This is a genomic window from Pseudomonas trutticola BRTCR10 (genome assembly GCF_056155105.1).
Window position 1 is genome coordinate 1,786,294 of the sequence record NZ_CM149552.1, and the last position, 13,978, is coordinate 1,800,271.

The following is a 13,978-nucleotide window of genomic DNA, read 5'->3' on the forward strand; positions in this document are numbered from 1 at the left end:
TTCAGTGAGGAACGCCAGAAAAATTAATCAGAAAAATGAACATTGTTCAAATAAAATGATTCTTTTTGCGTAAGCAAACGGTGTAAAACTGCAGTTCGGGAGGCGTTTGTCGAGTGATGACAGCCAAAACGGACGAGTCGGTACGCAGCATGAATCGACTCCGCAGAGCTGAGCATGTGGTTGTTGCGTCTGACTTTTGTACCGAAACCAAGGATGGAGAATGCTATGATCGCTGGCGGTTCCAATACCAGTACAACTATCTGCGTAGTGTTCCTGTGTCACCACTGAATGCTCATTCGTGGCGTGTTTTCTAATTGCCTTTATAAAAAGATGGTAAGTACTTTATGCACAGAAGAGAAAGATCGGAGAATCTGAAAAACAACATTAAATACTTGATAAAGAGTCGCGGGGAGACACAGTTGTCGTTGTGCAATTCCAGTGGATTGACCAGGACGACTATCTATAACATTCTTGAAGGCAAGGTGGTCAACGTACAGCACTCCACCGTGCGCAAGATTTCTGATTTCTTCGGTGTATCGTATGAAGAAATAGAGACCATTGATTTTGAAGAAAAGGAAATAATCGACAACAGCATCTCTCCGCAGGGAAATATGAATCCAGCGGCCGTTCCGGTGATAAAAGAGAGCTTGCTGCTTCAGAATCTTGATAAAAGAATTGGTGAGCTGGCTACCATCTATCCACTGACATACTACTTTGGTACGTCTTTCAATCTGATCGGTGTACTGCTGGAAAACGAGATCAGTGGAATGAATGAACCAGGTGATCTTTTGATCGTGCAGAAGGGGGCGTCCAGCAACGATAGGCAAAAGCTGGTGTATGACAAAGTCGGCAAAAAGTTATTCATAATGGATGAGGTTGACCCTGATACGGATCGTATTTGTGTGGTCGGGGATATAATCGAGGAACGATTTAATGGATTGCAGCGTTGAAACGGAAAACAGCAAATACAAGCTGCTAGGGTTTGAAAACGGTAAAAGTCTGGCCGTCATCATGGTGATAGCCACAGGCAAGATAATTAAAATAAAGCTCAGTGAAGTGTTGAATAGTGAGATTATGGATAATCTAAATAAAATAGAAGTAAAAAATCTCTATAAAAAGTTTTATTCTCAGGGTGGGGCACTCACTGCCTACGAGATCAATGACCGTCATGAGAGTTCCTGGATGATCTACATCATCCTGAACCTGATGCTGTTCACGCTGTACATTTTCACCAGTATTGCCGCAACGAAGCCGATTTATCTGGAATATTTCGATATTGTTGTAACGCCGGGCACCTTTCTTTATCCGCTGACGTTTCTGATCGTCGATTTGCTCAATGAGACATTTGGTCTCAGACTTGCGCGAAAGGCGATTCTTTTTGCCTTTATCAGTAATGCGGCCATTATTATTTTGCTGGCTATTACTACCCACTTGCCTGGGCTACCAGGCTGGAAACTGGACGGGCCTTACAACGACGTGATCAGTCAGTTGTCGTCGGTACTGGTAGCCTCATCCATCTCGTTCCTGGTCTCGGAAAACATAAACTCTTATTTGTTGTGCAAGATCAAGGAGCTGACGAACTCGAGATTCCTGTTTTTGCGGGTGTTCTTGAGTACGTTGTTTGCGGTGATTATCGACAGTTTCCTTTTCTGCTATATCGCCTTTTATGGAAAGATGGACAATAGTGCGATATTGAGCATGATCTATGTTCAGATCGCGATAAAAGTGGGTTTTGCCTTCTTTAACGTCTTGCCCGCGTATGGCGCAAGGTCACTGTTCAAGAAGTATTTGACAGGCGCTCAGACGCAATAAGATCAACAAGGCGCTCACTAGGGAAATCCCATCGTTAGTGAGCGCCTCGTTTGTGGTTTGAATTATTTCAAGTTCAATTTGTTTTTAAGATTGTGTGTAACCTGATCTTTGTTATTCAGGAATTCGTTCAGGCCTTTGGCGCGAAGATTACACGCATCGCAATCGGAACATCCGCTACCTTTGATGCCGTTGTAACAGGTTAGCGTTTCGTTACGAACCAGATCCAGTTGATGGTGGTAATCAGCCAGGGCCCAGGTTTCTGCCTTGTTCAGCCACATCAATGGGGTGTCCAGTTGCAACTTGTAATCCATGCCTAGCTCAAGGGCCTTGTTCAGGGCCTTGACGAACTCATCCCGGCAATCAGGGTAGCCAGAAAAGTCGGTTTCACACACGCCGGTAATGACAGTCCTGGCCTGGACTTGATAGGCGTAGATAGACGCCAGGGTCAAAAACAGAATGTTCCTTCCCGGGACGAATGTGCTTGGCAGGCTTTCGCCGGAGCTATTCACGGTCGGGACCGGAATGTTGTCGCGGGTCAGGCTGCTGATGGCCAGCTCATTGAGCAAGGACACGTCCATGGTTTTATGCACGGTCACGCCGAGCTTTTTGGCGAGGTGCTGAGCAACTTCGATTTCCGCGTGATGGCGCTGACCATAGTCAAACGTGATGCAGTGAATTTCATCGTAGTGGGTCAGGGCGTGGATCAAACAGGTGGTTGAGTCCTGCCCGCCGCTGAACACTATAACTGCTTTATTGGTCATGCTTATGCTTCCTGCATTGATTGGAGTAGAGCAACGCCCGAAAGGGTAACGCGAATGGCCCTCGGTATAAACGCTTCAGGCGCTGGATCTGTCAAAAAGCTCTATTGCCCGAAACATTCAGCAGATAAAACAACACAGTTTCAAAATCGTCATATCGACCGCTTGCCGTGACTCAGGCGTCTTGAATCTCAATCTGTCGACCAATAACGTAGAGGTCACCGTCCTGGCGTACTTCTTCCAGGGAAGACGGGTCTGCATCCAGCGCGTAATTCCCGTCGATATCAATGCACCAGAGATCGTTTAATTTCAATAAACGAACACCCGAGCAAATGGAGTTGAATTGATTGCCCATGACCCGTGCGCTCAATTCAGTTACACCTGTCAAGGTTATTCTTATTTTTTTCCAGACGTTGCCTTTGGCTCTGTGGTCTCTTCCATGCAGCACAACGGTTGCTGCCAGTGGCTCATTGGGTACGTAATAAAATTCGAAGGACAGTATCAAACCATCTTCAAACCGATTGAATGCCTGAGATATTTCATTGATGTCGTCGATCGAGAATGACATTTTTATTTATCCATAGCGTCTTATGCAGCAATCAAGGGTTCTGCTGAACCCCGTGACACTGTAATCAATAGAAAATTGCGCGGTAAAATCAGAGCTGATCAGTCTTATTTCGTCGCTGTCGGTACTGTCAAAATCAAACACTTCACAGAGTCGGACGCCGCTTTTTACCTTGTATGCCCCGCAGAATTTCCAGTCTTCATCCATCAACAAGTAGTATTCGCGATCATCCATTAGTGATGAGGTAAAGCGCAGGCACTCAGCGATCGAAGAGAACTCGGTGAACTCACATAAGATTTCTCGTCTTGATCTTAAATCACTAATTATCGAGTCCGTTGCCGGCAGGCTTAAGAGCAACCTCTCATCGAAAGGGTGTGCTAAAAGCAGGCTGGTTTTTTTACTGTATCGGCCCAGTACATTCTTATATTGTGCCTTTCGATACAATAACTCTCTCCTATAAGGATCATAAATCATGTTAAACATCCTTGTGTGTTGAATGGGCTACTGGGTCTAGGCAAGGTGACCTTCAATGCGAAAAACTTCATTCAGCCCCACCTCTTCAGCGGGATCGCCATCTTCAAGGCACCTAAAGCTTATGCCCGATAGTGCTTTGTGCAATAGCGCGCAGAGTTTTACAGGGTGGAAGTTTACTTGTAGCCAAAGAGAACTCAATTTACAGGCGAGGAAGAGCAATGTTGTTTCTGGAAAGAATTAAACAAATCATCTCGATAAATTTTATCGGATGCTCAGTTGGGGTGGAGTACATATCTACTAATCCGACTTCCACAGCGCAATCAACAATTGCGCGGAAGTCATCGATATCTTGTGATGAAATGCAGTGGAGGAGATCAGGCGGCATATTATCTCCCCTGCCATTCAGGGGCAGTGTCGCACCTTTTCTCTCCCAGTCAGTCAAGCCACCGCACTCCGGAAAGCTATCAAGGTGAGCTATCAATTTTTCGATAGCACCGTGTCGAATGAACTTTGCTTCGCAATAGGTATGCAGCAGTCTGGACGCATAGCGCTGTAAAGCAGCTGGGGGGAGGTTGGCAAGTGCTCGCGCTAACTCTTCTTGAATGATCATTGAATTTTGGTCCATTCAGCTATTTTTCTTTTTATTTCTTCCAGTGAGTTCACGTTGCCGATTACAACCAGTTCGCACCCCAGTTCCTTGTCTCGGTAGGAAACAAACTCATCAGTGTCCTGGTCGAGTATCACTCTGAGAATTTGCCCATTCGCTTCGTTTCTGGCAGAAAAAATGGGATTGCCTTCCATGAACGGCGTGCCATTTGAGAATGTCGTATTGTAATAAGGTGCTTTAAATCCCTTTATATCGATTTTGTTCGTCTGAGTCTCCAGGCGAAAAAACTCATAAAAGGATCGCTCCAGTCTGAAGTAGCAGTCCGGATTGTGCAGATAGTCATTGAACATTTCACTTGCTCCGCGAAAGCGCGATAGGTTTTTTCGTAGCCGTCAGCGGAAGTCAAAATACTCGATCATAAGTTCGGTCGGCTTCATGCCAGCACCCAGGAATCCGAGAACCTCCAGGAACCACGATAGATCATCTCCGAGTTCAGAGATATCCTCCCTCTCACTCATCAATAAACATAACGCCAGTCTTGCCATCAGATTTTTACGTTCACGAAAGTTGCGTATTGCCTCGTGCTCATCGATTTTCGCCCACCAAATAGATGACTCTGTTTTTAATATTTTGGTGGTGATTTTTCCATCAATGTATTCTTGAGCCAGATGCATAGGGTCATGCTTGCAATTGGCAAACTTGATGTTCAGGGCGTGCAATACCTTAAGAAAAAAGGTGAGTTGATGTTTGTGCGCAATTGAACTGTTGTTTGATCGAATGATGCCGTTCATGTTGTATTTTTTGAAGTCAATCTTGTTCAATTTGGTTTCCCTACCTGCCGCTATGGGCGGTGCATTGCAAAAAGGTTCTATTGGGTCGTTCGCTCAGTACGGCTTTCCAGTATTCCGATTCTTTAGCTGTCTGATTTTTACCGCTGAAAAGTAGGTCTTCTTGAAAATGGAATTTTAAGCAAGAATTCTCTGGTTTTTGGTGTGGGTGTCATGTCAGCGTCGGCTTGTTTCAAGGAGTTTGCAAGTTCTGAGAATTCAATAATCTGTTCCGGGAGGCCGTGGATCAGTATGCAGCGAGTATCGGAGAGATCCTCGACCTAGTTTCTCCGCAATAACACTACTGGATTCGAGTTCGGCAGCCAGTACTGCGTATACATTATATTGAAGAAAAATCGGTGCCAGAGGTTCGAAGATCAACTCGTGACGATATCCTGTAGCCAGATACCATATTGCATCACATGATTCATCAAGACTGATCCGCGCAGCCTTCGATGCATATATTGATCCTGTGTCTACGATGGCTTTCATAAAGAAACTCAAATGGCGGGCACGGCGCCGGGCGTGGCCAGCGCGACCTGTTCACCGGCTTTGCGCCCAAACACCAGGGTTTCCATGGCCTGGACGAAGGTTCGACCTTGTAGCCAGAAACCGTCATGAATCATGCTCAAGACATAGCAGCGCTGCTGCTCGTCCATCAATAGCGCAGCGTGACCGTGATCGATCTCGGCGATGCTTACCAAAGTGCTGCCCAGGCGTTGCTGCCAGGCCAGGAAGTCTTCGCTGTCATGCAGGTGTTCAAAGGTGCCAAAGGCGACATCGCTGGTAGCACAGTCTTCGCCTCTACCGCACTTCCCCACCTGCAGGCCGGCGAGTTGTCCGAGCAGTGCGGCGGCCGGGTGCTCGGGCGGGACGAAGTCCGGCAAAGGTTCTGCGAGAGTCGCGGGCCAGCCAGCGGCCAGGAACAGAGGGCGCAGAGTGTCAGGAAACTCGATCAGCGAAGGTCCGGGCTGGGCAATAAGTGTCATCGGTAAACCTGCTTCATGATAGATCTGACCCGCAATGCGTCATGCTTTTTTGATTTTTCCATTTGCAGAAACGCTGCCTCTTCCATAACCCTGATCAAGATGAGTTTTTCATGGGGCATGGTCAAAGTCAGTGTGCCGGCCTGCTGTATAAAATCCGTTGGATTTGCCTCATGACACCCGGATCTCGCTTCGAATGCCTTGCGAAAATGTCCAGCCCAAGTGCAATACCTTCTTTCCCCTCTGCTGTCGCTTGGTCAAAGACTGACTTAAATACCCTGATGACAGATGTGCGATCAAAGTGCCGCGCGAGCATATCGCCGACAGTCCAGCAGAATTCCATAACTGCATATCTGGAATAGTTGCTCCGAATGGCATCGAGCAATGCCTGCTTTTGAATTGCCGAGAGCCTGTTCATATCCGATGAAATCTTTATTATGAAAAAATCTGCGCCAGGCTTATTGAAAAATGCGTCTGTCGAGAGAATTTCAATAATGAAATTCAGACATTTCTCAGGAAAGATCTCATGACTCAGTGTCAGCCGATCGTAGTCATCAGCAAGCGCCATGACTCGCTTGCGCGCTCCTTTTCCTTCTGCGGCATATAACGACTTCCTTATCTCTTCCATGACCGGGTTTTCACTTTTGCGGGGGGGGCTGATGCTAGCCGCGTCAATTACGCTTCAATTTTTAACATGAATCAAGATTCATGCCAGCCATGATATGGCCATTACGGGGCATGGAGGGGCGCCGCTGGCCGAAGAGCTTGTTCAATTTTTGCTGTAGTAAACCGCATCAAAGTGCGCAAGAAGTTGCGTACTCTTGTAATGCGATCGCGTTCTGGCTATTCGCGGTATCCTGCGCGTTCTGAATACGGACGCTTTTCCATGCTGGTAATTTCCAATAACGTGCATCTGCCGGATGCCGAGATCGAATTGACGGCCATTCGCGCCCAGGGCGCCGGGGGGCAGAACGTCAACAAGGTCTCCAGCGCCGTGCACCTGCGCTTCGACATTCAGGCCTCGTCCTTGCCCGAGTTCTACAAGGAGCGGCTGCTGGCGCTGCGCGACAGTCGCATCACCAGCGATGGCGTGTTGATCATCAAGGCTCAGCAATACCGCACGCAGGAAGCCAATCGCGCCGATGCGCTGGAGCGTCTGGTCGAGCTGATTCTCAGCGCCACCAAAGTTGAAAAGAAACGCCGTCCGACCAAGCCGACCCTCGGTTCAAAAAAGCGTCGGCTTGAGTCGAAGACCAAGCGCGGCAGCATCAAGGCCGGGCGGGGCAAGGTGGATTTCTAGTCCTCGCGATACTTGGCGGTGTGTTTATACAGATACACGCTCAAGGCCAATCCACTCAGCGAGGCGAGGGCGGCGAAGAGGAAGATCGAAGCAAACCCGAATCCCGCCGCAATCGCCCCGGCCAGTGGCCCAGTGATCCCCAGCGACAAGTCGATGAACAGCGAGTACGCACCCACCGCCGCGCCACGGCTGGACGCCGGCACCAGATTCACCGCCTCCACGCCCAGCGCCGGGAACACCAGCGAGAAGCCAAAACCGCTCAACGCCGCACCGGCCAGTGCCCAATGCGCGTCCGGTGCCAGCCACAGCAGCAACAGTCCTAGGGTCTCCACTGACAGGCAGGCAATCGCCACGCGGAAGCCGCCGAGGCGGTTGATCAGGTTGCCGAACAGCAGTCGCGCACCGATGAAACTGGCGCCGAACAGGCTCAGGCACAACACCGCGTTGTCCCAGTGCCGAGTGGCGTAATACAGGGTGATGAAGGTCGCGATGGTACCGAAACCGATTGAGCCCAAGGCCAGCCCGCAACCGTGGGGGAGCACGCGTCCGAGCACATGCATGAATGGCAGGCGCTCACCGGCAACAATCGGTGCGGCGGTTTTTGGCCATGCCAGTAACAGGCCCAGCGCGGCCAGCAGGATGATGCTGACGCCCATGCTCCACAAACCCAGTTGGCCGACCAGCCACACCCCGAACGGTGCGCCGACCGCCAGTGCGCCATAGCTGGCGATGCCGTTCCACGAGATCACCTTGGCGGTGTTCGCCGCGCCCACACGGCCGATGCCCCAGCCGATCGAGCCGGAGCCGACGAGGCTTTCCGCGCTGCCCAGCACCAGTCGGCCGATCAACAGGCTGATCAAACTGAGCATCGGCATGTTCGGTGTCCACGCGGAAATCAGCATGAACACTCCGCTCAAACCGCAGCCGGCCAAACCATACATCACTGCGAGCTTGCTGCCCTTGTTGTCGATGATCTTGCCGGCGTACGGGCGGCTGAGCAGGGTCGCGAGGTATTGCACGCTGATCACCAGACCCGCGATTACCGCACCGAAGCCCAGGTCGCTGTGGACGTAACCCGGCAGAACCGCGAGGGGAATGCCGATGTTCAGGTAGCCGATGAAGGTGAAGAGGACGATGGAGACGACTTGCAGCGTGACCGCCAGGGGGCGCTGGGGCTCTGACTTAGAGAACGACATGGGTAACGATCCACGGGGAGAGCAGAATAGATAGGCTGCTCATGATACCGGCGCGAAACAATCTGAGGCGGGAAAAGTAAAACTATTTGTCGGGCGGCGGCTTCAGGATTTGGCCGGAGCGACCAGTTGTGTGGTGACCAGCGCGGCGAGGGCGTTTTCTTCACTGCCGAAGCGGGCGAGCAGAGCGGCTTGTTTCTCAGGAGAGAGGCGGGTCCAGATCTCGATCATTTTCTCGGTGGCGCCGATCAGGACGGCGGCTTGGCTTTCGGAGAATTCGTCGGTCATGGCAGGCTCGGTTTCAGGCAGTGTGGAAAGCGCATGTTAGCGCTTTCCACACGGTCTGTACGACGGGCCTTACTCTTCGTTGTCGGCCGGGCGGCTCTCAACGGCTTCTTGCGGCTCGGGCTGCCCCGCACCGGCTTGTTGCGTGGTCGTCTGCTCAGGTACGTGCAGGCTTGGGAAGGGGAGATTAGGAATCTCGTGCATGGTTGCGCTCCTCGCTAAGTCTGTTGATAGATCTGGTAGATCCGCGCTTCTGAAAAAGCCTGCGCAGGATACAGGAGGAAAAATGACAATCAGACTTTTAATTCAAATTAATGCGACAGATGGCCGCAGGGAGAGCGAAAAGCAAAAGACTGGGCCATAGCCGAAACCAAATGTGGGAGCGAGCCTGCTCGCGAAGGCAGTGTGTGTTGATCGTTCCCACGCTCTGCGTGGGAACGCCTCAAAGGACGCTCTGCGTCCGCTGTTGGGACGCAGAGCGTCCTGGGCTGCATTCCCACGCGGAGCGTGGGAACGATCAAATCAAAAGATCGCAGCCTGCGGCAATTCCTGCAGAGTATTGCGGTGTTACTTGCAGACGTTGGCGATGGCTTCGGCCAGCAGCGCCAGACGCGTGGCATCGATGCCGGCCACGTTGGCCCGACCCGAGCTGACCATGTACACGCTGTGATGCTCGCGCAGCTGTTTTACCTGCTCCGGCGACAGGCCGGTGTAGGAGAACATCCCGCGTTGCACGCCAATGTGCGCAAAACGTTCGCGCAAACCGTGTGGCTCCAGCGCTTCCACCAGACCACTGCGTAGCTGGGCGATGCGCAAACGCATGGCTTCGACTTCGTCGGCCCAGCGAGCTTTCAGTTCTGTATCGGCGAGGATGGTTGCAACGACAGCTGCACCGTGATCCGGTGGTGTCGACCACAGGTTGCGGGCAATGTTGGCCAGTTGGCTGCGGATGTCGATGAGCTTGTCGGCGGTTTTCGCGCAGACGATCAGCGCACCGGTGCGGTCGCGATAGAGGCCGAAGTTCTTCGAGCAGGAACTGGTGATCAGCAGCTCAGGTACCTCTGCCGCGAACAAGCGGGTCGACCACGCATCCTGCTCCAGACCATCGCCAAAACCCTGGTAGGCAAAGTCGATCAGCGGCAGCAGATTGCGGCTGCGCACCACGTCGAGTACGCGCTGCCAGTCGTCGTGGTTCAGGTCGAAACCGGTCGGGTTGTGGCAGCACGCGTGGAGCAGCACCACATCACCTTTCGGTACTTCATTGAGCACGGCAAGCATGGCATCGACGTCGAGGCGGTTGTCGCTGCCCACGTATGGGTAGTGACTGACCTTGACCCCGGCCGCCGCAAAAATGGTTTCGTGGATCGGCCAGGTCGGGTTGCTCAGCCATACGCCTTTGCCCGGCAGGCATTGGGCGATGAAGTCAGCGGCCAGACGCAGGGCACCGGTACCGCCCGGCGTCTGGGTAGCGCCGGCACGTTGTTCGGCGATCAACTTCGAGTCGGCGCCGAGCACCAACTCGTTGATGACTTTGCCGAACAGCGGATTGCCGTGGCCACCGATGTAAGTCTTGGTGTCCTGGCTTTCCACCAGCCGCGCTTCGGCGATTTTCACCGCTTCCGGGATCGGCGTCAGGCCTTGGGCATCCTTGTAGACGCCAACGCCGAGGTCGAACTTGCGCGGGTTGCTGTCCTGCGCATACGCCTCCATCAAACCGAGGATCGGGTCGCCGGGTACCCGGCCGATGGCGTCAAAGTGCATTACTTGCGTCCTTCTGCGGTCTTGGCCACTTCGTCAGTGCGCGCGGCCATGATGAAGTCGTTGCGGTGCAGGCCTTTGATCGAGTGGCTCCACCAGGTCACGGTGACTTTGCCCCACTCGGTCAGCAGGCCCGGGTGATGACCCTCGGCCTCGGAGATCTCGCCGACGGCGTTGGTGAAGGCCAGCGCGTGCTTGAAGTTCTTGAACAGGAAGACCTTCTCCAGCTGCATGATGCTGTCGCGTACTTCGATGTTCCAGTCAGGGATCTGCTTGATCAGGATCGGCAGTTCTTCGTCGCTGACTTGTGGCGCATCGGCGCGGCAGGCTTCGCAGTGGGCTTGGTTCAAAGTGGACATGGTTGGATTCCTGAGATCGGGTGTCTTTTTTATAAGAGCTGTTACGGACGTCAATGCCGTCACGCTAAACCAAAGCCGCGACGACTGACAGACTCACTTGTCACTAAAAGCGACGGTTCACGCCGCTTTCGGTTTCGGCGGAAATTTTGGCGCGTGCAGACCCAACTGCATGCCTTGCTTGACCATGGCCATGATGTCTTCATGAGCCACGTCGAACAGGCGCTTGAGATTCGGCAGGACAAAGTACAGCGGTTGCAGAATGTCGATGCGATACGGCGTGCGCATGGCTTCCAGCGGATCGAAGGCCTGATGCTCGGGCTCGTCCGACAGGGAATAAACAGTTTCCTTGGGGGAAGACAGGATGCCGCCGCCGTAGATGCGTTTGCCTTGCGGGGTGTCGACCAGACCGAATTCGATGGTCATCCAGTACAGCCGCGCCAGATACACGCGTTCATCCTTGGTCGCTTGCAGACCAAGTTTGCCGTAGGTGTGCGTGAATTCGGCGAACCACGGGTTGGTCAGCAGCGGGCAGTGACCAAAGATCTCGTGGAAAATATCCGGTTCTTGCAGGTAGTCCAGTTCTTCACGGGTGCGAATAAACGTGGCCACCGGAAATTGTTTGCTGGCGAGCAATTCAAAAAAAGTCTGGAACGGAATCAGCGCCGGGACACGGGCGACCTGCCAACCGGTGGTCTCGCCGAGCACCTTGTTGATCTCGCCGAGCTGCGGAATGCGGTCGTGGGGCAGACCGAGTTTTTCGATACCGTCCAGGTATTCCTGGCACGCACGACCCTCGATCACTTTCAGTTGACGGGTGATCAGCGTGTTCCACACCGCATGTTCTTCGGCGGGGTAGTCGATAAAACCTTGCGCATCGCGCTCGCGGGCCACGTATTGCGTCTGCTTCATACTGCTCTCCTGCTAGGGGAATTCGTTCTTGTTATGTCCAGCGATGGATTCAGAATTACCTGAGAGCGTGTTGATGTGCAGCAGGTTGAATGGCCTGCGCGTAGGAAATTTCTCTTTAATTCGTAAAGTTATCGTTACGGTTTGGCGGATATCTCGCGTTTGCGGTGATTCTCGGGTTTGAAAAGGCCAATGGCTGTCACATAATCTTGACAACTATCTGCGCCCCTCGACAGAAAAGTCCGGCGCCGTTCCCTTGTAGGAGTGAGCCTGCTCGCGATAGCGGTGTATCAGTCAGCATCAATATCAACTGACCCACCGCTATCGCGAGCAGGCTCACTCCTACAGGTATTACTGTCTTCACGGGTCATTTATATGCGCATCAAAGTCCACTGCCAGAACCGCATCGGCATCCTGCGCGACATCCTCAATCTGCTGGTGGCGTACGGGATCAACGTCGCGCGCGGCGAGGTCGGCGGTGAGCATGGCAACGCGATCTATCTGCATTGCCCGAACCTGATCAACATCCAGTTCCAGGCGCTACGGCCGAAGTTCGAAGCGATTGCCGGGGTGTTCGGCGTCAAGCGGGTAGGGCTGATGCCGAGCGAGCGTCGGCACATGGAGTTGAATGCGCTGCTCGGTGCGCTGGAATTCCCGGTGTTGTCGATCGACATGGGCGGCTCGATCGTTGCCGCCAACCGTGCGGCGGCGCAATTGCTCGGCGTGCGGGTCGATGAAGTGCCGGGGATTCCGCTGTCGCGCTATGCCGAGGATTTCGATTTGCCGGAGTTGGTGCGCGCCAATAAATCCCGAATCAACGGCATGCGGGTCAAGGTCAAGGGCGACATCTTTCTCGCTGACATCGCGCCGCTGCAATCCGAACACGACGACAGCGAAGCCATGGCCGGTGCAGTGCTGACCTTGCACCGCGCCGACCGCGTCGGTGAGCGCATCTATAACGTGCGCAAGCAGGAGTTGCGCGGCTTCGACAGCATCTTCCAGAGCTCGAAAGTCATGGCGGCGGTGGTGCGCGAAGCGCGGCGCATGGCGCCGCTGGATGCGCCGTTATTGATAGAAGGCGAAACCGGCACCGGCAAGGAGTTGTTGGCGCGTGCCTGTCACCTCGCCAGTCCGCGTGGGCAGTCGCCGTTGATGGCGCTCAACTGCGCAGGACTGCCGGAGTCGATGGCCGAGACCGAATTGTTCGGCTACGGCCCGGGTGCCTTCGAAGGTGCACGGGCGGAAGGCAAGCTCGGGCTACTGGAACTGACGGCGGGCGGCACGTTGTTTCTCGATGGCGTCGGTGAAATGAGTCCGCGCTTGCAGGTGAAATTGCTGCGCTTTCTGCAGGACGGTTGCTTCCGTCGTGTAGGCAGTGATGAAGAGGTTTATCTGGACGTACGGGTGATCTGCGCAACCCAGGTCGACTTGTCCGAGTTGTGCGCGCGTGGCGAGTTTCGCCAGGATCTGTATCACCGCTTGAATGTGCTTTCGCTGCATATTCCCCCGCTGCGCGAATGCCTCGACGGTTTGACGCCATTGGTCGAGCACTTTCTGGATCAGGCCAGCCGGCAGATCGGTTGTTCGCTGCCGAAACTCGCGCCGGCGGCGATGGATCGGCTCAGCCATTACCACTGGCCGGGCAATGTGCGGCAGTTGGAGAACGTGCTGTTTCAGGCGGTTTCGTTGTGTGATGGCGGCACGGTAAAGGCTGAGCATATCCGCCTGCCGGATTACGGCGTGCGTCAGCCGCTTGGCGATTTTTCGCTGGAGGGTGGGCTGGACGAGATTGTCGGGCGGTTTGAGAAAGCGGTGCTGGAGCGACTGTATTCAGAGCATCCGAGCAGTCGGCAACTGGGTAAGCGGCTGGGAGTTTCGCACACCACCATCGCCAACAAACTCCGCGAATATGAAGTGGGCAAAGATCCTGAAAGCTAAGTGGACCCCTGGGGGGGGGGGGGGGGGGGGGGGGGGGGGGGGGGGGGGGGGGGGGGGGGGGGGGGGGGGGGGGGGGNCATCGGGGATTTATCCCCGATGGGCTGCGAAGCAGCCCCAAGGCCGCTTAACTTGATGTATCAGCTGAACCGCATTCATCGGTATCGGGGCGGCTTAGCCACCCATCGGGGATAAATCCCCTCGCCACAGGGT

18 protein-coding genes are annotated in these 13,978 nt (G+C 53.6%); 4 read left to right on the forward strand and 14 right to left on the reverse strand.

The window, feature by feature from the left end:
* Window positions 1-344: 344 nt before the first annotated feature.
* Together ACVVH8_RS07950 and ACVVH8_RS07955 are read left to right on the forward strand one after the other, a co-directional pair.
* Complete coding sequence (locus ACVVH8_RS07950) at window positions 345-950, forward strand: helix-turn-helix transcriptional regulator (RefSeq protein WP_103305322.1); 606 nt, start codon at window positions 345-347, stop codon at window positions 948-950.
* Entirely contained in the window at window positions 934-1,812 is an 879-nt protein-coding gene (locus ACVVH8_RS07955) for a queuosine precursor transporter (RefSeq protein ID WP_103305323.1), read from the forward strand. Before ACVVH8_RS07950 ends, ACVVH8_RS07955 begins: the two co-directional genes overlap by 17 nt.
* A 62-nt stretch (window positions 1,813-1,874) precedes the next feature.
* On the opposite strand, the gene queC is transcribed toward ACVVH8_RS07955, so the two are convergent.
* The 8 genes from queC to ACVVH8_RS07995 all read right to left on the reverse strand — a co-directional run bounded on the left by queC (window position 1,875) and on the right by ACVVH8_RS07995 (window position 6,657).
* Window positions 1,875-2,573 carry a 7-cyano-7-deazaguanine synthase QueC gene (gene queC, locus ACVVH8_RS07960; protein ID WP_475229387.1) on the reverse strand — a complete coding sequence of 233 codons (699 nt, stop codon included), beginning with the start codon at window positions 2,571-2,573 and terminating at the stop codon, window positions 1,875-1,877.
* 172 nt (window positions 2,574-2,745) lie between these two features.
* Window positions 2,746-3,138, reverse strand: a complete 393-nt coding sequence (locus ACVVH8_RS07965) for a hypothetical protein (RefSeq protein WP_103305325.1) — start codon at window positions 3,136-3,138, stop codon at window positions 2,746-2,748.
* Window positions 3,139-3,144: 6 nt separating this feature from the next.
* Window positions 3,145-3,609: a hypothetical protein gene (locus tag ACVVH8_RS07970; protein ID WP_475229389.1), complete on the reverse strand. Its 465-nt coding sequence runs from the start codon at window positions 3,607-3,609 to the stop codon at window positions 3,145-3,147.
* Window positions 3,610-3,808: 199 nt separating this feature from the next.
* Window positions 3,809-4,219: a hypothetical protein gene (locus ACVVH8_RS07975; protein WP_475229392.1), complete on the reverse strand. Its 411-nt coding sequence runs from the start codon at window positions 4,217-4,219 to the stop codon at window positions 3,809-3,811.
* Window positions 4,216-4,566, reverse strand: coding sequence for a hypothetical protein (locus ACVVH8_RS07980; protein ID WP_475229395.1), 351 nt, complete (start codon window positions 4,564-4,566; stop codon window positions 4,216-4,218). The genes ACVVH8_RS07975 and ACVVH8_RS07980 overlap by 4 nt, the downstream gene beginning before the upstream one ends.
* A 42-nt stretch (window positions 4,567-4,608) precedes the next feature.
* Window positions 4,609-5,037 (reverse strand): hypothetical protein, encoded by a 429-nt coding sequence (locus ACVVH8_RS07985; RefSeq protein ID WP_213027914.1) that lies wholly within the window; start codon window positions 5,035-5,037, stop codon window positions 4,609-4,611.
* Window positions 5,038-5,543: 506 nt separating this feature from the next.
* Complete coding sequence (locus ACVVH8_RS07990; RefSeq protein WP_475229398.1) at window positions 5,544-6,032, reverse strand: SUKH-3 domain-containing protein; 489 nt, start codon at window positions 6,030-6,032, stop codon at window positions 5,544-5,546.
* A 127-nt stretch (window positions 6,033-6,159) separates the two neighbouring features.
* Window positions 6,160-6,657: a hypothetical protein gene (locus ACVVH8_RS07995; protein WP_475229400.1), complete on the reverse strand. Its 498-nt coding sequence runs from the start codon at window positions 6,655-6,657 to the stop codon at window positions 6,160-6,162.
* A 258-nt stretch (window positions 6,658-6,915) separates the two neighbouring features.
* Here ACVVH8_RS07995 and arfB point away from each other — a divergent pair, with 258 nt between their 5' ends.
* Entirely contained in the window at window positions 6,916-7,329 is a 414-nt protein-coding gene (arfB, locus tag ACVVH8_RS08000) for an alternative ribosome rescue aminoacyl-tRNA hydrolase ArfB (RefSeq protein WP_475229402.1), read from the forward strand.
* Here the strand turns inward: arfB and ACVVH8_RS08005 are convergent.
* From ACVVH8_RS08005 to phhA, 6 genes are all read right to left on the reverse strand, one after another.
* Window positions 7,326-8,525 (reverse strand): MFS transporter, encoded by a 1,200-nt coding sequence (locus ACVVH8_RS08005; RefSeq protein WP_475229405.1) that lies wholly within the window; start codon window positions 8,523-8,525, stop codon window positions 7,326-7,328. The genes arfB and ACVVH8_RS08005 overlap by 4 nt on opposite strands.
* Window positions 8,526-8,627: 102 nt before the next feature.
* Window positions 8,628-8,810 carry a hypothetical protein gene (locus ACVVH8_RS08010; protein ID WP_315446249.1) on the reverse strand — a complete coding sequence of 61 codons (183 nt, stop codon included), beginning with the start codon at window positions 8,808-8,810 and terminating at the stop codon, window positions 8,628-8,630.
* Between the two features lie 69 nt (window positions 8,811-8,879).
* On the reverse strand, window positions 8,880-9,011 hold the full coding sequence (locus tag ACVVH8_RS08015; RefSeq protein WP_256583563.1) for a hypothetical protein: 132 nt from the start codon (window positions 9,009-9,011) through the stop codon (window positions 8,880-8,882).
* A 363-nt stretch (window positions 9,012-9,374) separates the two neighbouring features.
* Complete coding sequence (locus ACVVH8_RS08020; protein WP_475229407.1) at window positions 9,375-10,568, reverse strand: amino acid aminotransferase; 1,194 nt, start codon at window positions 10,566-10,568, stop codon at window positions 9,375-9,377.
* Window positions 10,568-10,924, reverse strand: coding sequence for a 4a-hydroxytetrahydrobiopterin dehydratase (locus tag ACVVH8_RS08025; RefSeq protein WP_003222798.1), 357 nt, complete (start codon window positions 10,922-10,924; stop codon window positions 10,568-10,570). The genes ACVVH8_RS08020 and ACVVH8_RS08025 overlap by 1 nt, the downstream gene beginning before the upstream one ends.
* 117 nt (window positions 10,925-11,041) lie before the next feature.
* A complete protein-coding gene (gene phhA / locus ACVVH8_RS08030; protein WP_475229409.1) occupies window positions 11,042-11,833 on the reverse strand; it encodes a phenylalanine 4-monooxygenase in 792 nt (263 codons plus the stop codon).
* 372 nt (window positions 11,834-12,205) lie between these two features.
* On the opposite strand from phhA, the gene ACVVH8_RS08035 reads away from it, so the two are divergent.
* Window positions 12,206-13,768 (forward strand): sigma-54-dependent phenylalanine hydroxylase transcriptional regulator PhhR, encoded by a 1,563-nt coding sequence (locus tag ACVVH8_RS08035; RefSeq protein WP_008085977.1) that lies wholly within the window; start codon window positions 12,206-12,208, stop codon window positions 13,766-13,768.
* Window positions 13,769-13,978 lie beyond the last annotated feature (210 nt).